Annotated in this window: 16 protein-coding genes; 6 read left to right on the top strand and 10 right to left on the bottom strand. The window is 60.6% G+C overall.

Annotated elements, in window-relative coordinates; translation table 11 throughout:
* Positions 1-90 precede the first annotated feature (90 nt).
* On the top strand, positions 91-459 hold the full coding sequence (locus FQ192_RS09695) for a DUF427 domain-containing protein (protein WP_149658416.1): 369 nt from the start codon (positions 91-93) through the stop codon (positions 457-459).
* Positions 460-467: 8 nt separating this feature from the next.
* Here FQ192_RS09695 and FQ192_RS09690 read toward each other — a convergent pair whose 3' ends face one another.
* The 5 genes from FQ192_RS09690 to FQ192_RS09670 all read right to left on the bottom strand — a co-directional run bounded on the left by FQ192_RS09690 (position 468) and on the right by FQ192_RS09670 (position 6,944).
* Positions 468-1,727: an FAD-binding oxidoreductase gene (locus FQ192_RS09690; RefSeq protein WP_149658415.1), complete on the bottom strand. Its 1,260-nt coding sequence runs from the start codon at positions 1,725-1,727 to the stop codon at positions 468-470.
* Positions 1,720-3,297, bottom strand: coding sequence for an aldehyde dehydrogenase (NADP(+)) (locus FQ192_RS09685; protein WP_149658414.1), 1,578 nt, complete (start codon positions 3,295-3,297; stop codon positions 1,720-1,722). The genes FQ192_RS09690 and FQ192_RS09685 overlap by 8 nt, the downstream gene beginning before the upstream one ends.
* A gap of 78 nt (positions 3,298-3,375) precedes the next feature.
* Positions 3,376-4,323, bottom strand: a complete 948-nt coding sequence (locus FQ192_RS09680; protein WP_149658413.1) for a dihydrodipicolinate synthase family protein — start codon at positions 4,321-4,323, stop codon at positions 3,376-3,378.
* 51 nt (positions 4,324-4,374) lie between these two features.
* Complete coding sequence (locus FQ192_RS09675; protein WP_149658412.1) at positions 4,375-5,301, bottom strand: 4-hydroxyproline epimerase; 927 nt, start codon at positions 5,299-5,301, stop codon at positions 4,375-4,377.
* Between the two features lie 11 nt (positions 5,302-5,312).
* The gene (locus FQ192_RS09670) at positions 5,313-6,944 is read right to left on the bottom strand and encodes an APC family permease (RefSeq protein ID WP_149658411.1); all 1,632 of its coding nucleotides are present in this window, start codon (positions 6,942-6,944) and stop codon (positions 5,313-5,315) included.
* 199 nt (positions 6,945-7,143) lie between these two features.
* On the opposite strand from FQ192_RS09670, the gene FQ192_RS09665 reads away from it, so the two are divergent.
* Positions 7,144-7,908: an AraC family transcriptional regulator gene (locus FQ192_RS09665; RefSeq protein ID WP_149658410.1), complete on the top strand. Its 765-nt coding sequence runs from the start codon at positions 7,144-7,146 to the stop codon at positions 7,906-7,908.
* Positions 7,909-8,039: 131 nt separating this feature from the next.
* Here the strand turns inward: FQ192_RS09665 and lldD are convergent, their stop codons facing one another.
* The 3 genes from lldD to FQ192_RS09650 all read right to left on the bottom strand — a co-directional run bounded on the left by lldD (position 8,040) and on the right by FQ192_RS09650 (position 12,870).
* On the bottom strand, positions 8,040-9,185 hold the full coding sequence (lldD, locus tag FQ192_RS09660) for an FMN-dependent L-lactate dehydrogenase LldD (RefSeq protein WP_149658409.1): 1,146 nt from the start codon (positions 9,183-9,185) through the stop codon (positions 8,040-8,042).
* A 154-nt stretch (positions 9,186-9,339) separates the two neighbouring features.
* Positions 9,340-10,962, bottom strand: a complete 1,623-nt coding sequence (locus tag FQ192_RS09655; protein WP_149658408.1) for an MFS transporter — start codon at positions 10,960-10,962, stop codon at positions 9,340-9,342.
* A gap of 261 nt (positions 10,963-11,223) precedes the next feature.
* Complete coding sequence (locus FQ192_RS09650) at positions 11,224-12,870, bottom strand: GMC family oxidoreductase (RefSeq protein ID WP_149658407.1); 1,647 nt, start codon at positions 12,868-12,870, stop codon at positions 11,224-11,226.
* 121 nt (positions 12,871-12,991) lie between these two features.
* On the opposite strand from FQ192_RS09650, the gene FQ192_RS09645 reads away from it, so the two are divergent.
* The 4 genes from FQ192_RS09645 to FQ192_RS09630 all read left to right on the top strand — a co-directional run bounded on the left by FQ192_RS09645 (position 12,992) and on the right by FQ192_RS09630 (position 15,261).
* Entirely contained in the window at positions 12,992-13,888 is an 897-nt protein-coding gene (locus FQ192_RS09645; protein WP_149658406.1) for a LysR family transcriptional regulator, read from the top strand.
* Positions 13,889-14,036: 148 nt separating this feature from the next.
* Positions 14,037-14,252, top strand: coding sequence for a DUF4287 domain-containing protein (locus FQ192_RS09640; protein ID WP_149658405.1), 216 nt, complete (start codon positions 14,037-14,039; stop codon positions 14,250-14,252).
* 180 nt (positions 14,253-14,432) lie between these two features.
* A complete protein-coding gene (locus FQ192_RS09635) occupies positions 14,433-14,831 on the top strand; it encodes a hypothetical protein (protein ID WP_149658404.1) in 399 nt (132 codons plus the stop codon).
* A 34-nt stretch (positions 14,832-14,865) separates the two neighbouring features.
* On the top strand, positions 14,866-15,261 hold the full coding sequence (locus tag FQ192_RS09630) for a hypothetical protein (RefSeq protein WP_149658403.1): 396 nt from the start codon (positions 14,866-14,868) through the stop codon (positions 15,259-15,261).
* 478 nt (positions 15,262-15,739) lie between these two features.
* On the opposite strand, the gene FQ192_RS09625 is transcribed toward FQ192_RS09630, so the two are convergent.
* Together FQ192_RS09625 and FQ192_RS09620 are read right to left on the bottom strand one after the other, a co-directional pair.
* The gene (locus tag FQ192_RS09625; protein WP_149658402.1) at positions 15,740-17,155 is read right to left on the bottom strand and encodes an ATP-binding protein; all 1,416 of its coding nucleotides are present in this window, start codon (positions 17,153-17,155) and stop codon (positions 15,740-15,742) included.
* Complete coding sequence (locus tag FQ192_RS09620) at positions 17,152-17,814, bottom strand: response regulator (RefSeq protein ID WP_149658401.1); 663 nt, start codon at positions 17,812-17,814, stop codon at positions 17,152-17,154. Before FQ192_RS09620 ends, FQ192_RS09625 begins: the two co-directional genes overlap by 4 nt.
* Positions 17,815-17,825 lie beyond the last annotated feature (11 nt).

The raw sequence follows: 17,825 nt of genomic DNA, 5'->3' as shown, positions 1-17,825 counted from the left end.
GATGGCGTTACGTCGGGTAAACCGCGTTTTCGTTCATCGCGAGCAAGCTTTGCTCCTACAGGTTCATCACCGTCATGAGGAACGTATTCCATGAAAAGCTCCGGTCCCAGTCCTGTCATCACCATCGCCGAGCAACCCGGCTGTCTGTTGGTGAAGTTCCACGGTATTCAGGTGGCCGCATCCGCCCGGGCGCTGGTGCTGCTGGAGGCCAATTACCCTCCGGTGTATTACGTCCCGCGCGAAGACATCGACGAAAAATATTACGCCCGCACCGACCACACCAGCTATTGCCCCTACAAGGGCGATGCCAGTTACTTCAGCTTGCAGATCCCGGGGCATGAAGGCGCCAACGCGGTGTGGACCTATGAGAACCCCAAGGTGTCGGTCGAGCAGATTCGCAACTACGTGGCGTTCTATCCTGATCAGGTGAAATTCGAGATCCTCAATGAAGTTGAATGACTTTTTTATCAGAAGCGATCGAGCTGGTACGGTTCGATGGCCGGTAGTCCATGAGACGCAGTGGCCGCCGCCATGTGGGCGATCAGCTCGGCCGTGACGGCTGCCTGAGTCAACCCCAAATGCTGGTGGCCAAAGGCGAGTAATACCTTGCCATCGCACACCCGGTCGATGATCGGCAGCGAGTCCGGCAAGGACGGGCGAAACCCCATCCACGGCGTGGCATCGTCAGCGTTCAAATCCCGGCGGAACAGGCCTTTGCTCAGCCGGTGCAACTGCCACGCACGCTCCATGCTCGGCGGGCGGTCGAGGCCGGCGAACTCGACGGTGCCGGCCAGCCTCAGCCCGGCGGCCATGGGCGTCATGATGAATTTGCGCTCCAGCGAGGTGACGGCGAACGGCAACCGATCCTGCTCGTGGGGCAACATCAGGTGATAACCGCGCTCGGTATCCAGCGGGACCTTTTTGCCGGTTAGCGCTGCGGTGAGCTTCGCCGAGTGGGCACCGCACGCGATCAGGACTTGGCGGGCGTTGAGACTGCCCTGGTCGGTGATCAGCGCGACGCCGTTCTCCCGCAAGTGTCCGCCCCGAACCTGCTGTTTCAGGAACTGCACGCCGCTGGCCTTGGCCGCGTCGACCAGTTCGCAGACAACCCGGTACGGATCAAGAAAGTGCCCGGTGCGCGGAAAGAACAAGCCGCCCTGAATCCGTTCACTAAGCTGCGGAGCAACCTCGCGTATCGCCTCGGCCTGCCAGAAATCCACCGGCACCTGCTGCTGACGCATCCGCGCCTGCAACGCTTCAATCGCCTGACGCGACTCGGCCCGCTCAAACACCAGCAACGAGCCGTCTTCCCTGAGCAAATCCGGGCGTGCAATGTCCGCCAGCAGCCGCTGCCACGCGCCCAGGCTGCTTTCATTGAGCGCGCGGATGCCGGCCACGGTGCGTTGGAACGGCGCCGGGCGCAGGTTCAACAACAGGCGCAAAAACCAGGGCAGGGCGCGTGGCAGGTATTTCCAGTCCAGGCGCAGCGGGCCCATCGGGTCCATGAGCATGGCGGGCAGGCGCTTGAGGATCGACAAGTCGGCAATCGGAAATACTTGCTCGGTGGCCAGGTGCCCGGCATTGCCGAACGAGGCGCCATGACCGGGCTCCTGCTGGTCGATCACCACCACCCGCAAACCCAGGCGGGCAAGGCGCAGGGCGCAAGCGACGCCGATGATGCCGGCGCCGACCACGGTAATATCGTTCGAAGCGGACTGATTAGACATGGGCCTGAGCTTCTCTCTGGCCATCGAGCAGGCGCCGCAGTTGCAGCGGATTGCCGTGCTTGAGCGCGGCCGGCAACAAGTTGTCCGGGAAGTCCTGGTAGCAGACCGGGCGCAGGAATCGCAGGATGGCGGCGGTGCCGACCGAGGTCGAGCGCGGGTCGGACGTGGCCGGGAAAGGTCCGCCATGGACCATGGCGTCGCACACCTCGACCCCGGTGGGCCAGCCGTTGACCAGCAGGCGGCCGGCCTTACGTTCCAACAGGGGCAGCAACGCCCTGGCGCTCTCCAGATCGGCGTCATCCAGGTGCAGGGTGGCGGTCAGTTGACCTTCCAGGTGCTCGATAACCTGACGAATTTCGTTGTCGTCGGCACATTGCACGACCAGCGACGCGGCGCCGAACATCTCGGCCTGCAACGTTGGGTCGCGCAGAAAATCCTGCGCCCGGGTCACGAACAAATGCGCCTGGCATTGGTTCGGTGTTTCACCCTTCAGGCCCGTGGCGGCGGTTTCTGCATGCATCAAACCCACGCCAGTCTTATAGGCCGTGGAGATGCCGGGCGTGAGCATGGTCTGCGCCGGGCTGCGTTGAACGAGATCAGCCGCTGCGCGGACGAAACGGTCCAACGCAGCGCCTTGATGGGCAATCACCAATCCAGGGTTGGTGCAGAACTGGCCAGCCCCCTGAGTGAGTGACGCGACGAAACCTTGTGCCAGCGTTTCACCGCGCGCTTGCAGGGCTGCCGGGAACAGCAGAACCGGATTGATCGAACTCATTTCCGCATACACCGGAATCGGCTCGGGCCGCGCCTGGGCCGCTTTGCACAACGCCATGCCGCCACTGCGCGAACCGGTGAAACCCACGGCTTTGACCCGCGGATCGCTCACTAGCGCGATGCCCACTTCGCGGCCCGAGCCGAACAACAGCGAAAACACGCCTTCAGGCAGGCCGCATGATTTCACCGCCCGAGCCACCGCTCGGCCCACCAGTTCGCTGGTGCCGGGATGCGCGCCATGGGCCTTGACGATCACCGGGCAGCCGGCGGCCAATGCCGAAGCGGTATCGCCACCAGCGACCGAAAAGGCCAGCGGAAAATTGCTCGCACCAAACACCGCCACCGGCCCCAACGGCACCTGACGCTGACGCAAGTCCGGACGTGGCAGGGGCTGACGTTCCGGCAGCGCGTTATCGACCCGTACATCCAGCCATTCTCCAGCGCGCACGGTGCGGGCAAAGGTGCGCAGTTGCTGGCAGGTGCGGCCACGTTCACCCTGGATACGCGGGCGCGGCAGACCGGTTTCGGCGATCACGCGCTCGATCAACTCATCGCCTAAGGCTTCGATCTCATCGGCAATGGCATCGAGGAATTGGGCGCGTGCCGCCAGTGGTGTTTCGCGATAGCTGTCGAAGGCTGCCGACGCCAACGCGCACGCCTGTTCGACATGTGCCTCGGTGCCACCGGGATAAGCCGGTTCAAGGGGTTTGTCGGTGGCCGGATCGATCGCCCGGATCGCTTCGCGGCTACCGGTGATGGCGTGCCGACCGATCAGCATTTGGCCTGTCAGAGTCATGGCGCTTTCCTGGAAAAGAGGAGGGGGCCCGACTGCGAAACACGGCTGTCTCGCAACGGGCACGAACACGGGGTGGGATCAGGCGACGTTCTGCTCGGCCGACCAGTTTTTGTACCACTGGCGGAACAACGTGTACTGGTTCTCGGCGTAATGCCGTTGGGCATCGCTGAGCACATCGGTGTCGTTGAAATGCAGGGTGTATTCCGTGTCGCCGTTGAGCACCATCAAGTGCTTGTAATAGAGCACCAGGTCGCAGCCCTCATCGAACGACGACAACACCGCCAGCGCCGATTCCAGCTCCCGGGCCAAGCGTCGGGCCTTGGCATCGCCCTTGGCCGCTTGCTTGCTCAGGGCCACCAGTTGCAGCACTTCCCGGGGCAGTGCGTTGCCGATGCCGGTAATCGCGCCGGTGGCGTTGCAGTTGACGAAGCCATGCACCACTTGGGTATCGACCCCGACCATCAGGGTGACGTCATCGTCCTTGGACGTGATGTTTTCGGCGGCGTAGCGCAGGTCGGCAGCCCCGCCGAATTCCTTGAAACCGATCAGGTTCGGGTGCTCACGACGCAGTTCGAAGAACAGGTCGGCGCGGGTGGCGAAACCGTAGTAAGGGCTGTTGTAGATCACCGACGGCAGGTTTGGCGCCGCTTTGAGAATGGCGGCGAAGTGGGCTTTTTGCGCGGCGGGAGAGGCGCCACGGGACAGGACGCGCGGGATCACCATCAAGCCATGGGCGCCGACTTTGGCTGCATGGGCCGCGTGGGAGATCGCTTCGCGGCTGTTCACCGCGCCAGTGCCGACGATGGTCGGAACGCCGGCGGCGACCAGACGCGCCACGCCTTCCTGGCGTTCGGCTTCGGTCAGCAACGGCCAGTCGCCCATGGAGCCGCAATACACGACGGCGCTCATGCCGATATCGATCAGCTCGCGCCCCTTGGCCACCAATTTCTCAAAGTCCGGCTTGCGCTCAGGGGTGCACGGGGTCATCAGCGCAGGGATGCAGCCAGTGAAAATGTTCTCGCTCATGGTTCTAACTCCTCGAAACGTTTAATTGAAGGTGAAGTGGCACGGGGCAGCTCAAATGCCCCACGCGAAGGGATCCTGTTCGTCGATCAGTAGCGTGACGTCGGCGGTCATGAAGGCCTGGCCGGTAATGAACGGGCGCACGCGTTCGCCTTCCCATTCGAAGCTGCCGATGAACTGGCTGCCGGTGATGCTCGCCTGGACCCAGGGCTCACCGGCGGCCAGTTTTCCATCGGCCGCCAGGCACGCCAGTTTGGCGCTGGTGCCCGTGCCGCAGGGCGAGCGGTCGTAGGCTTTGCCGGGGCACATGACGAAGTTGCGGCTGTCGGCGTGAGCGTCGTCGGCAAACAGTTCGACATGGTCGATCAGCGCGCCGTCTTCGCCGTGGATGCCCTGGTCTTCCAGGGCCTTGAGCATCGCCCAGGTGTAATCGGTGAGGGCTTCGACGTTGTACATTTGCAACGCGTGGCCGTGATCGGACACCAGGAAAAACCAATTGCCGCCCCAGGCGATATCGCCATGCACGGTGCCATGCCCCGGCACTTCGACCGGCACTTGTTTGCGATAACGGTAGGCGGGCACGTTGCCCAGGGTCACCGTGCCGTCGTCGTGCAGCGTGGCGCTGACCGGGCCGACGGGGGTGTCGATCTTGTGCACGCCGGGGGCGATGTGCCCCAGGTAATGCAGCGAATTGACCAGGCCGATGGTGCCGTGGCCGCACATGCCGAGGTAGCCGGCGTTGTTGAAGAAGATCACGCCGCACGTGGCATCCGGCGACACCGGTTCGCAATACAGGGCGCCGACCAGCACATCGTTACCCCGGGGCTCCAGCAGGCAGGCGCGGCGCCACTGGTCATGTTGATCGCGTAGGGTATCGCGCTGCTCGGCCATGGTCTGGCCGGCCAATTGCGGGAAGCCTTTCATCACCAGGCGCGTCGGTTCGCCGCCGGTATGGGAGTCAATCACGTGAACCCGTTTCATATACCTATCCTTTAGAAGTGTGCAGGCGCAGGGCGGCCTGTCGCAGTGCCGGCGAGGGTCGAATCGGCTTCGCTTTCATCGTCCTCGGATTCCAGACGGACCAAGTGCGCCGGTACGCCAGTCGCCGCGCCCCAGCAATAGATGCCCATGGCGCAGACCGCCACGACCACGGTGTCGAAGGGATGGCTGAGCACCCCCAGGCCACCAAAACTGCCGAGCTTGGACAGGACGATGGTCACGGCGTAGAAGCCGATCAGCCACGCCGATGAGCGCACTTGCTGGGCCAGGCTCAGGTGATTGGTCGGAACAAAACGACCGCACAACAGGTACACGACGAACATCAGGATTTGCAGGCCGAGCAGCCAGGACACGGTGGCCCAACCCGACCAGTAGACGATCAGCGCGGCGATGATGAACGACAGCGGACCGAGCACGCCCATCCACTTGACCCGGAACGGGCGCGGCATGTCTGGCGCATTGCGGCGCAGGGCGGCGACGGAGACCGGCGCCACGGCGTAGCTCAACACCAGCGCGGCGGAGACCACGTTGATCAGCGCTTCCCAGGAAGGAAACGGCAGGGTCCAGAACACCGACAGGGCAAAGGTCAGCCACAGCGCCGGGCGCGGGATGCCGGACTTTTCATCGATGCGGGTGAAGACCTTGAAGAACGTACCGGTTTGCGCCCAGCCGTAGATCACTCGCGGCGTGGCGTTCATGTAGATGTTGCCGCAACCGCTGGGGGAGATCACCGCGTCGGCGACCACCAGATAAGCCAGCCAACCCACGCCCAATGCCAGGGCGATATCGCGATAAGGCAGCGCCAGTTCCTTGGCCACGCCGGCCCAGCCGTTGACCAGCATTTCGGTGGGCACGCCGCCAAGGAAGGCGACCTGCAACAGCACATAAATCAAGGTGGAAAGCAGCACGGACAGGATCAGCGCAATCGGAATGGTCCGTTGCGGATTCTTCACTTCGCTGGCCACCGAAATGATCGGCGTCAACCCCAGGTAAGCGAAGATCACACCGCCCGCGGACACCGCCATCTCAACCCCGGATAGACCGAATGGGGCAAAGCCCTGAGCCTGGAAGTTGGCCGGTTTGAAGAAGGTGAACAGCACGCCGATGACCAGCAGCGGCACGATGAACTTGAATACGCTGACCAGGTTATTCGCCATGGCAAACGTCTTCACGCTGCGGTAGTTGAGCACGAAGAACAGGCAGAGCAGGGCGAATTGCATCAGCCAGCCAATCATCGTCGGATCGCTGGAACCGGCCTTGGTCAACTCGGGAAACCACGCCGCCGCATATTGCCGGGAGGCCACCACTTCGATCGCCACCAGGCTGGTGAAAGCGATCAAGGTGATAAAGCCCATCAAGTAACCGAGCAGCGGGCCGTGGGAGTACACCGGGTAGCGAACCACACCACCGGCCCGGGGCAGCGCCGCGCCCAATTCACAGTAAACAATGCCCAGTAGCAACACGGCAAAACCGCCTAGCAACCAGGAAAAAATCCCCGCTGGACCTGCGATTGCCGACACGTGACTGGCGGCGAATAACCAGCCGGAGCCGAAGATGGCGCCCAGCCCGATGAACGTAAGGTCCATCAACGAAAGTTGCCTTTTGAACTTGCCTTTGCCTGACATAGCGTCGCGCCTTTTTGTGAGTTATTGGATAGGCAGGGGTGCATGCAATGGCCATAGAGTGAACGCGACGGCGCACGGGCGATTGATGTTTTGCGTGGGTATGGATGACGAAATCAGCACAATGCAGCGGTGCTCGACAGCGCACGCGGGACGGGGCAAGGTGAGCGGAAAATGCCTCAAGAGTGAGAGGGTGAGAGTGATGGCGCAGAGCGCGTTGGCGATGTTGTGCGGGGAGAACGACGCGGATCGTCCGGAAACCATCGAAGCATTATTGGCCGGCGTGGCACCGCTGTTGCCGATGCTGGATGTGATCCCGAATGCGGCGATCTTTATCAAGGACGTCCAGGCGCGCTACGTCATGGCCAACCTCGCCCTGGTCCAGCGCTGTGGCATGAAACCGCTGCTGGGCAAAACCAGCGCCGAGGTGTTTCCAGCGCAGTTGGGGCCGGGCTACACCGAGCAGGATCGACGGGTCCTGGAACAGGGTTTGGTGCTGGAAGATCAACTGGAATTGCACTTGTACGGCAGCCGGGAGCCCGGTTGGTGCCTGACGCACAAACGCCCGTTGTACAACCGCAACGGTGAAATCATCGGCCTGGCCGGAATCTCGGTTGATCTGCAATCGGCCAGCGACACGCATCCGGCTTACCAGCGTCTGGCGGCGGTCGATGAACACATTCGCGCGCATTTCAATCGCCGGGTCACCTTGGGCGAACTGACGCGCATCGCCGGTATTTCCGTGGCGCAACTGGAACGGTACTGCAAGCGGGTGTTCCACCTGACGCCTCGGCAGATGATCCAAAAGGTGCGCCTGGAACATGCGCATCGTCTGTTGCACACCGACATCCCCATCACCGAAGTCGCCCTGCAGTGCGGCTATACCGACCACAGCGCGTTCACCCGCCAGTTCAAGGCGCTGACCGGTTTCACTCCGCGTCAGTACCGACAGGCCACCGCGCAATGAGCGGCAGAGGTCGTTGATCGTTCCCACGTTCCGCGTGGGAATGCCTCAAGGGACGCGCTCCGCGTTCCAGCTCCGGGAAGGGACGCAGAGCGTCCCGGGCTGCATTCCCACGCGGAGCGTGGGAACGATCTTCACTGCCGGACAGCGCTCACCAGCGTCGATTCATCAATCTGCCCAATCGACGTCACCCCGGTCAACGTCATGGCCACGCGCATTTCCTTGGCAAAAATATCCAGCATGTTTTCCACCCCGCGCTGCCCATCCGCCGCCAGCGCATAAGCCATGGAACGCCCGAGCAACACGCCTTTGGCCCCCAGCGCCAACATCCGCACCACATCCAGCCCCGAGCGAATCCCCGAGTCGACCAGCACGGTCAAATCGTCGCCGACGGCTTGCATGATCGCCGGCAAGGCCTTGGTGGTCGACAGCACGCCATCCAGCTGCCGCCCACCGTGGTTCGACACCACGATGCCGTCCGCACCAAAGCTCACCGCGTCCTTGGCATCCTGCGGATCGAGAATGCCCTTGATGATCATCGGGCCTTCCCAGAAATCACGAATCCATTGCAGATCGGCCCAACTGATCGACGGGTCGAAATTCTTCGCCAGCCAGCCCATGTAGTCTTCGAGCGTGACGGCTTGGCCCAGATAGGCCGAAATATTGCCCAGGTCATGCGGCCGCCCCATCAGGCCAACATTGAACGCCCAATCGGGTCGGGTCATCGCTTGAAGCATGCGCCGCGACGAAGCAAATGGACCGGACATCCCCGAGTGCGCATCCCGATATCGCGCGCCGGGCGTGGGCATATCCACGGTAAACACCAGGTTCTTCACCCCGGCCGCCTTCGCCCGCTCCAGGGCATTTTTCATGAAACCGCGGTCTTTCAACACATACAGCTGGAACCAGATGGGCTGTTGACTCTGCGCCGAGACTTCCTCAATCGAACACACCGACACCGTGGACAGGCACAGCGGAATACCTTTGTTCTCCGCCGCACGCACCGCCTGCACCTCACCACGCCGGGCAAACATGCCCGTCAGGCCCACCGGCGCGAGGATGATCGGCATGGCCAGGGGTTGGTTGAAGAGGGTGGTTTCCAGGCTCAGGGTTTCGACGTTCTTCAGAATGCGCTGACGCAGGCTGATGCCCGTCAGGTCGGCACTGTTGGCCCGCAACGTATGCTCGGCGTAAGCACCGCCATCGATGTAATCGAACAGGAATCGGGGAAGTTTACGGCGTGCTGCCTCGCGGTAGTCGGATGCGGATGAAATGATCATGGGGCCTCGTTTTTTGGAATGGCGGGGCTGAAATGTTCATTGAGCTTAACCTGTGGCGAGTGACTTGTAGCAGCTGCCTCGTACCTCGGCAGCTGCTATAAGCCGAACGCTTGCGGGCTCGGCAGTTGCTACAGAGCCCGCGCATTTCTCGGTATCAATTGGTATCCAGATCCACGTTCTTCGTCTCCCGCAAACAAATCAGCCCCACAATCAAACTCACTCCGGTAATCACCACCGGGTACCACAGCCCGTAGAAGATGTCCCCGGTGTACACCACCAACGCAAACGACACCGTCGGCAGGAATCCGCCAAACCAGCCATTGCCGATGTGGTAGGGCAGGGACATCGAGGTGTAGCGGATGCGTGTCGGGAACAGTTCGACCATCAGCGCGGCCAGCGGGCCGTAGCACATGGCGGAGATGATGATCAGCGCGACCATCAGCGCCACGATCATGGTTTTGTTGACCTGCTGGGTGTCGGCTTGCGACGGATAGCCCGCCAGGGTCACCGCGCCACGCAGGGCGGCTTCATCGTAGCCATCGATTTTCACGTCACCGACGCTGACTTGCACGTCGCTGCCGGCCGGGGCGGCGATGCTGGAGTAAGGCAGGCCTTGTTTGACCAGGAAGGTCTTGACCTTGTCGCACGGGCTGTCAAATTTCGCCTTGCCCACCGGGTCGAACTGGAAGGTGCAAGTAGCCGGGTCGGCCAGCACGGTAATCGGTGCCTGTTGGCGAGCCTGGTCGACCGCCGGGTTGGCGTAGTGGGCGATGGATTTGAAGATCGGAAAGTACAGCGCGGTCGCCAGCAACAGGCCGATCATCAGCACCGGTTTGCGCCCGACCTTGTCCGACAGCCAGCCGAAAAAGATAAAGAAAGGTGCGCCGATAATCACGCTGACAATCAGCAGACTGTTGGCCAGCGCCGGGTCCATTTTCAGGAACTGGGTGAGGAAGAACAGCACGTAGAACTGCGCGGCGTAGAAGGTCACCGCTTGCCCGGCGTTGATGCTGAACAGGGCGATCAACACGACTTTGAGGTTTTCCCATTTGCCGAAGGAATCCCGCAGCGGCTGTTTGCAGAGCTTGCCTTCTTCTTTCATTTTCACGAAGGCCGGTGACTCGTGCAGGCTCATGCGAATCCAGGTGGAGATGCCCAGCAGCACGATGGAAAACAGGAACGGAATGCGCCAGCCCCAGACTTCAAACTGATCGCCGGTGAAGTAGCGGCAACCGAGCACCACCAGCAACGACAGCAGCAGGCCGAGGGTGGCGGTGGACTGAATCCAGCTGGTGTGGAAGCCACGTTTGCCCATCGGCGCATGTTCCGCCACGTAGGTCGCGGCACCGCCGTACTCGCCGCCGAGGGCCAGGCCCTGGAGCATGCGCAACACCACAAGGATGATCGGCGCGGCAATGCCGATGCTGGCGTAGGTCGGCAGCAGCCCGACGCAGAACGTTGCCAGACCCATGAGGACGATGGTGGCGAGGAAGGTGTATTTACGCCCGATCATGTCCCCCAACCGACCGAACACCAGCGCCCCGAACGGCCGCACGATGAAGCCCGCGGCGAACGCCATCAGCGCGAAGATAAACGCGGTGGTGTCGTTGACCCCGGCAAAGAACTGCTTGCTGATCACCGCCGCGAGGGCGCCGTAGAGGAAAAAGTCATACCACTCGAACACCGTGCCGAGTGACGAAGCGAAGATGACTTTCTTGGTGCCGCTGCTGACGCCCGCGCTGCGCATGGCTTCCAGAGGCTGAACGTGTTCTGACATATCGGTATCCCTCACAGTGATTGTTTTTGTTGTTCCACTGTCGGCGCCGGCCTTGTGGGCGGGCGCCGCGTTTATCCATAAAGCGGGGTGTACGTACCGCAAATCTTCGTGTGTACCCATTCCTTGTAGGAGCAAGGCTTGCCCGCGAAGGCGTCCTCAAAATCACCATCGAACCCTGCTCTTTGTAGGCGCGAAGCTTGCTCGCGAAGGCGTCCATGAAATCGCCATCGCGGGCAAGCCATGCTCCTACAGGTGTGTGATTCAGGCGTTACTTAACAGTTCCTTCTCCGGGGCGAAGCTCCTGGTGTCAGGGTTGAGGATCAACTGCGCCGCCTTCTCGGCAATCATCAGCGTAGGCGAACAGGTATTGCCTGAGGTAATACGCGGCATGATCGAGGCATCGGCAATGCGCAAACCAGGGATGCCATGAACATTCAGTTGCGCATCCACCACCGCCTCCGCATCGTTACCCATTCGGCAAGTGCCCACCGGATGGAAAATCGTCGTACCGATCCGCGCCGCCGCTTCGTGCAATTCTTCTTCACTCTGCAAGCTATCGCCCGGCAAATACTCGACCGGTTTGAACGCCGCCAGCGCCGGTGCCGCCACGATGCGCCGGGTCAGTCGAATCGCATCCGCCGCCACCCGCAAATCCTCGGGATGACTCAAATAGTTAGGCTGAATCAGCGGCGCCTCCTGCGGATCAGCACTGCGAATCTCGATCCGCCCACGGCTTTGCGGTCGCAGATCACACACCGACGCCGTGAACGCAGGAAACGCATGCAACGGCTCACCAAATCGCTCCAGCGACAATGGTTGAACATGGTATTCAAGATTCGCCGAAGCCTGCTCCGGCCCCGAGCGGGCAAACGCACCCAACTGACTCGGCGCCATGGACAACGGCCCGCTGCGGTCATACAGATAACGCAGGCCCATCCCCATCTTGCCCCACACACTGCCGGCGATTTGATTGAGGGTGCGGGCGTTTTCCAGTTTGTAGATCAGCCGCAATTGCAGGTGATCCTGCAAATTGCCGCCCACCCCCGGCAGTTCATGCACCACGCCGATCCCCAAGCGTTGCAGCAATGGACGCGGGCCGATCCCGGAGCGTTGCAGAATGCTCGGCGAACCGACGGAGCCGGCGCACAGGACGATTTCCTTGCGCGCCTTGAAGGTTTTGGCCTGGCCTTGGTAGCGAGTGAGGACGGCAGAGGCGCGACCGTTTTCCAGCAACACGCGATCGACTTCAACGTCGGTTAGCACAGTGAGATTGGTGCGATTTCTAATCGGTTTGAGAAACGCCTTGGCCGCGTTCCAGCGAATCCCGGCCTTCTGGTTGACCTGAAAGTAACCGCAACCTTCGTTATCACCCTGGTTGAAGTCATCGATGCTGGCGATGCCGCTTTGCTCGGCGGCGCGGCGGAAAGCATCCAGAATCGGCCATGACAGCCGCTGACGCTCGACCCGCCATTGCCCGGCGGCGCCGTGAAATTCCGAGTCGCCGGCAAAATGGTTTTCGCTCTGCTTGAACAGCGGCAGCACGTCTTTCCACGCCCAACCGGGATTGCCATCAGCCGCCCAACCGTCGTAGTCGCCGGCCTGGCCACGCATGTAGATCATGCCGTTGATCGAGGAACAGCCACCGAGCACTTTGCCCCGTGGATAGCTCAGCGTCCGGCCTTGCAGACCCGGTTGTGCTTCTGTTTTGAAGCACCAGTCAGTGCGTGGATTACCGATGCAGAACAGGTAACCCACGGGAATATGAATCCACGGATAGTTATCGCGCCCGCCGGCTTCGAGTAGCAGCACCCGGTGTTGCGGGTTGGCGGACAATCGATTGGCCAGCAAACACCCGGCCGGCCCGGCGCCGACCACGATGTAATCGAATTCATCCTGAGAGGTCTGCATCCCTTACCTCGTATTGTTTTTGTTGTTGGACTTCATCCTAGTTGTTAGCTTTCGTATAAAGAATGTTAGTTTTTGCGCAGCCGCTGTGCGTTTTCAGACAGCGTAGCCCTAAGGAAGCCTGATGTTCGATTGGAACGACCTGCGGTTTTTTCTCGAATTACAGCGCAGCGGCCGCTTGCTCACCGCCGCCCGCCGCTTGAACACCACCCACGCCACCGTGGCCCGGCACATCGAGGCGATTGAAAAGAGCCTCGGCACCGCGCTGTTCGTCCAGCACGCCCAGGGCTACCAGTTGACCCCGGCCGGCGAAGCGCTGCTCAAGCACGCCGAAGCCATGGAAAACGTCGCGTTGCTGGCCCAGGAAGAAATCACCCAATCCACCGCGCCGCTCGGCAAAATCCGCGTCGGCGTCACCGAAGGCCTGGGCATCATGTTCCTCGCCAGCCGCATGAACGGCCTGTTCGAACGCTACCCCGGCCTCGAAGTGGAACTGGTCGCCGTGCCGCGCTTCGTCAGCATTCTCAACCGCGAGGCCGAAATCAGCATCCATCTCGAACGCCCGGCCGCCGACATGCTGGTCACGCGCAAACTCACCGACTATCGCCTGGCGCTCTACGCCAGCCAGGCCTACCTCGACAAAGCGCCACCGCTCAACAGCCGCGAAGACCTCGGCCGCCACGCCTGGATCGGCTACGTCGACGACCTGCTGTTCAGCCAGGAACTGATGTTCCTCAACAGCTTCTGCCGCAACCCCCAAGTCGTGTTCCACAGCACCAGCGTCATCGCCCAGCAACAGGCCGCACGCTCAGGGCTCGGGATTGCGGTGCTGCCTTGTTATATGGCGAGTGCCGATCCGGAACTGGTGCCGCTGTTGCCGGATGAGAGCATTCAGCGCAGCTACTGGATCAGCACCCGGCGGGAGTTGCACAAGTCGGTAAGGCTGCGGGTGTTGTGGGATTACGTGGTGGAGTTGTGTGAGCGCGAACAAAACCTGCTGCTAGGCCCCGATCCTCTGTAGGAGCGAAGCTTGCTCGCGATGGCGTCAGGTCTGGCTCACCGCGTTATTGTTATTCGCGGGCAAGTCGGAACGCCGCACCGCTCGTTCCTGCGGGGGATTGAATTTCAGGGAATAAAAAGAGAAGTTAAGCAAAAAAGGAGTTTGCACCATGACCGACGATACAAAAACCAAAGGCCCGGCGTCGTACTTCCCCTCCATTGAAAAAAAGTATGGCCAACCCATCGACCACTGGCTGAGCCTGCTCGAAACAGTGAGCGACAAGAAGCATATGGAATTGGTGGCGTGGCTGAAAACCGAGCATGGCATGGGGCATGGTCATGCGAATGCGTTGGTAGCGCATTATTTGGCGAGCGCTAAAAAGTGAGTGAGCAGGCGCCGAAGCGCGATCCCACTAATGTTTCGTAGAGTAAACGTTGTTTCAGAAATGATTCAACTTTGGTGGTTTCGCGCTATTAAATTTATCGTGAATTAATATATTCACGGATGTTTGTATGGCTACTATTAAAGCGTTGGATCCGTTGCGCTCATAACAAAGGGTCAGGTTATGAATAAGATAGTTGTCTACTCGTTAGTTATGCTGTTCATGGCGGGCTGTTCATCTTCCGGTCATCAAGCTGCGGTTGATGCTCACGCCGATGCGCCCGCCAACGCAAAACAACTCAATGCGAGCGAGATTAACTCGACGGTGATAGGTCGCAAACATTCGAGTGTGACGTCTACCGGTTATCCCTTCTCTGAAACATTAAACCCTGACGGGACTGCGGTGATCCAGATCTCCAGCGAGTCGATGCAAAACGGTCGATGGGTTATCGTGGAGGACGTCATCTGCGTGACCTATCAGAAATATGGCAAGGAATGCAATAAGGTACTCAGTGACGGGACTACCCTCTGGTTTGTGGACAGTATGAGTAATAAAACCAATAACAAATTTACCCTTAAGTAAGTTCTATTGGCGTGGCGATCAGTAGAGGTGCGATATGAATATTAAACGCTGGAGTTGCATAGGCTTGGCACTTGTCTTATATGGGTGCGCTCCGTCTGGTGGACATACGGTGAAGCCAGTTTCAGCTTCAGCCGTCGCGCTTGATGATGAACAAGTCCGCAGCACCTTGATTGGGAATAAACTCAAAAATATAGGCCCTTCAGGTTTGCCCTATTCTTTGAGTTTCAATGCCGACGGGACCGAAATATTCAAAATGTCTGGCAATGACCCCGAGACTGAACATTGGTCGGTCAAAGATGGGGTGATTTGTTTCACCTCGGTCAAGATTCCCCATGAATGTTATCGACTCAAGAAAGACAAGGATGACTACTGGCTGGTAGATCCGCAGACGGGAGCCGTTCACTACCATTACACACTGGCACCTCAGTGAGAGTGGTTTACCGGGGCGTCATTAAGAAGACGGATTAATCAACCCAGGAACTACCCCCTGCAGGAGCGAAGCTTGCTCGCGAAGGCGTCATACCTGACACACCGCGTTATCGTTCTTCGCGAGCAAGCTTTGCTCCTACGGTGATGGCGTCAGATCTGGTGCACCGCGTTATCGTTCTTCGCGAGCAAGCTTTGCTCCTACGGTGATGGCGTCAGGTCTGGTGCACCGCGTTATCGTTCTTCGCGAGCAAGCTTTGCTCCTACGGTGATGGCGTCAGATCTGGTACACCGCGTTATCGTTCTTCGCGAGCAAGCTTTGCTCCTACGGTGATGGCGTCAGGTCTGGTACACCGCGTTATCGTTCTTCGCGAGCAAGCTTTGCTCCTACGGTGATGGCGTCAGGTCTGGCATACCGCGTTATCGTTCTTCGCGAGCAAGCTTTGCTCCTACGGTGATGGCGTCAGGTCTGGTGCACCGCGTTATCGTTCTTCGAGAGCACGGGTGGTTCGCTGTAACGGGTCATGTGGCTGGCCGTCGGGAATTGACAGTGTCGCGCGCAGCCCGCCTTCCGGCCGGTTGACCAAGGTAATCCGCCCACCCAGGCGCGTCGCAATGGTGTTGACGATCGTCAGCCCCAGCCCGGCGCCTTGCGCATTTCCGCGACTGTAGAAGCGTTCGAACAAGCGCCCGCGATCCGCTTCATCGATGCCCGGTCCCTGGTCTTCGACACTCAGCGAATAGAACCCGTCAGCCTGACTTAACTGCACGGTGATCACGCCGTGTTCAGGGGAGAAGTTGGCCGCGTTGCTGATCAGGTTGTTCAGGGCAATGTCGATCACTGCGGCATCAGCGACGACTTTGAAAGGCTGGTTGTCGACGTCGAACGCCAGCTCCAGATTCTTGCTCAGCAGCCACGGCGTCAGTTGAACCAGGCTGTCGCGTACGGTTTCGGCCAAGTCGATGCGATGCAGCACCGGCGCTACGGCTTTGGGTTCAAGGCGAGCCATGGTCAGCAGTTGATTGACCAGCCGTGTGGTGCGGTCCACCCCCGAAATCAGGAACTCCAGGGACTCGCGGCGCTCCTGTTCGGTGCCGGCCTCCAGCAGGTTTTGCGCATGCACCCGCAGCACCGCCAGGGGCGTGCGCATTTCATGGGCCGCGTCGGCGATAAAGCGGCGTTCCCGACCGAGTACCTCCTGAATCTGCGCGAGCATGCGGTTGAGCGCCGCTTGCATCGGTTCCAGCTCGCTGGGCAAGGGCGCCAGTTGCAGGGGTTCCAGCGAGCCACTGTGCCGCGCCCGCAAAGTCGCCGCCATATTCGCCAGCGGCTTGAGCCCCCAGCCAATCGCCAGCCAAACCATCGCCGCCAGAATCAGACTGCCCAGAATATTGGGCCACAAGGTATGGCGCACGATCCGGTCCACCAGGTCGGAACGCACGTCGTCCCGTTCGCCCACCCAGATGCGCAGGTTGTTCTGTTTGTCTTCGAGCATGAACGCGCGCCAGTGGCGGTTTTTCAGATCCACCACATCACTGAACCCCGGTGTGCCCGGTGGCGTGCTGAAGGTCGGCGCGCTCGCGGTATGCACCAGTACTTCGCCCTTGGGATTCCAGACCTGAAAGGCAATCTTGCTTTCATACGGATGGCCATCCACCCGCGGCATCGCTTCGCTCAGGGCCTGATTGAACGCCTGATACAGCTCGGCGTGTTCCTTGCTGGCCAGCGGCATGCGCATCACACCCTGCAGCAGTCGGGCGTTCTGGGCCAGTTGGGCGTCGTAGACCTCGGCGATTTCGTGGTTGCTGTCATGCAGGTTGAACACACTGATGATCGCCAGACCGGTCAGCAGCAAGCCAATGATCAGCGTCAGGGTACGACGCCGGATCGAGGTCATCGACGCTCCTCCACCAGGTAGCCGATACCGCGGATGGTGCGGATCAGATCACTGGAGAATTTCTTGCGCAGATGGTGGATATGCACTTCCAGGGTGTTGCTTTCGGCTTCTTCGTTCCAGCCGTAGAGCAACTGCATCAGGTGATCACGGGTCATGACCCGGCCCGGCGGCGAGAGCAATTCATGGAGCAGTTGATATTCCTTGGGCGTCAGGGCCACCGGTTCACCCTGATAACTGACTTGCTGGGTGCCGGGGTTCAGACTGATGCCGGCATGCTCGATCAGCATCTGCGCGCGCCCGGCGCTGCGTCGCAGCAAGGCGCGCAGCCGGGCCTTCAACTCGGCCAGGTCGAAGGGTTTGATCAGGTAATCGTCGGCCCCGGCATCCAGCCCGGCGATCCGGTCTTCGGTGGCGTCCCGGGCGGTAAGGATCAGCACCGGCAGGTTGGAGCCACTGTCGCGCAGACGCCGCAGCACCTCCAGGCCGTCCATGCGCGGCAGGCCGAGATCGAGCACGGCCAGGTCGAAGGTTTCACTCAGCAGCGCATGCAAGGCGCTGCTGCCGTCCTGCAACCAGTCGACGGTGTAGCCCTCGCGCCCCAACGCCTGATGAATACCTTCGCCAAGGGCCACGTCATCCTCGATCAGTAATAAGCGCACACGGACTCCTG

It is taken from the genome of Pseudomonas sp. ANT_J12 (genome assembly GCF_008370045.1).
In the GTDB taxonomy this organism is placed as follows: domain Bacteria; phylum Pseudomonadota; class Gammaproteobacteria; order Pseudomonadales; family Pseudomonadaceae; genus Aquipseudomonas.
The sequence above is the reverse complement of the archived record's forward strand: the minus strand, read 5'-3'. Positions and strand labels throughout refer to the sequence as shown.

Bases quoted from the DNA above. Each gene is read 5' to 3' on its own strand.
- FQ192_RS09685 (WP_149658414.1), bottom strand. From the start codon at position 3,297: ATGACTCTGACAGGCCAAATGCTGATCGGTCGGCACGCCATCACCGGT.
- FQ192_RS09650 (WP_149658407.1), bottom strand. From the start codon at position 12,870: ATGCAGACCTCTCAGGATGAATTCGATTACATCGTGGTCGGCGCCGGG.
- lldD (WP_149658409.1), bottom strand. From the start codon at position 9,185: ATGATCATTTCATCCGCATCCGACTACCGCGAGGCAGCACGCCGTAAA.
- FQ192_RS09675 (WP_149658412.1), bottom strand. From the start codon at position 5,301: ATGAAACGGGTTCACGTGATTGACTCCCATACCGGCGGCGAACCGACG.
- FQ192_RS09645 (WP_149658406.1), top strand. From the start codon at position 12,992: ATGTTCGATTGGAACGACCTGCGGTTTTTTCTCGAATTACAGCGCAGC.
- FQ192_RS09635 (WP_149658404.1), top strand. From the start codon at position 14,433: ATGAATAAGATAGTTGTCTACTCGTTAGTTATGCTGTTCATGGCGGGC.
- FQ192_RS09665 (WP_149658410.1), top strand. From the start codon at position 7,144: ATGGCGCAGAGCGCGTTGGCGATGTTGTGCGGGGAGAACGACGCGGAT.
- FQ192_RS09630 (WP_149658403.1), top strand. From the start codon at position 14,866: ATGAATATTAAACGCTGGAGTTGCATAGGCTTGGCACTTGTCTTATAT.
- FQ192_RS09670 (WP_149658411.1), bottom strand. From the start codon at position 6,944: ATGTCAGGCAAAGGCAAGTTCAAAAGGCAACTTTCGTTGATGGACCTT.
- FQ192_RS09655 (WP_149658408.1), bottom strand. From the start codon at position 10,962: ATGTCAGAACACGTTCAGCCTCTGGAAGCCATGCGCAGCGCGGGCGTC.
- FQ192_RS09640 (WP_149658405.1), top strand. From the start codon at position 14,037: ATGACCGACGATACAAAAACCAAAGGCCCGGCGTCGTACTTCCCCTCC.
- FQ192_RS09625 (WP_149658402.1), bottom strand. From the start codon at position 17,155: ATGACCTCGATCCGGCGTCGTACCCTGACGCTGATCATTGGCTTGCTG.
- FQ192_RS09690 (WP_149658415.1), bottom strand. From the start codon at position 1,727: ATGTCTAATCAGTCCGCTTCGAACGATATTACCGTGGTCGGCGCCGGC.
- FQ192_RS09680 (WP_149658413.1), bottom strand. From the start codon at position 4,323: ATGAGCGAGAACATTTTCACTGGCTGCATCCCTGCGCTGATGACCCCG.
- FQ192_RS09695 (WP_149658416.1), top strand. From the start codon at position 91: ATGAAAAGCTCCGGTCCCAGTCCTGTCATCACCATCGCCGAGCAACCC.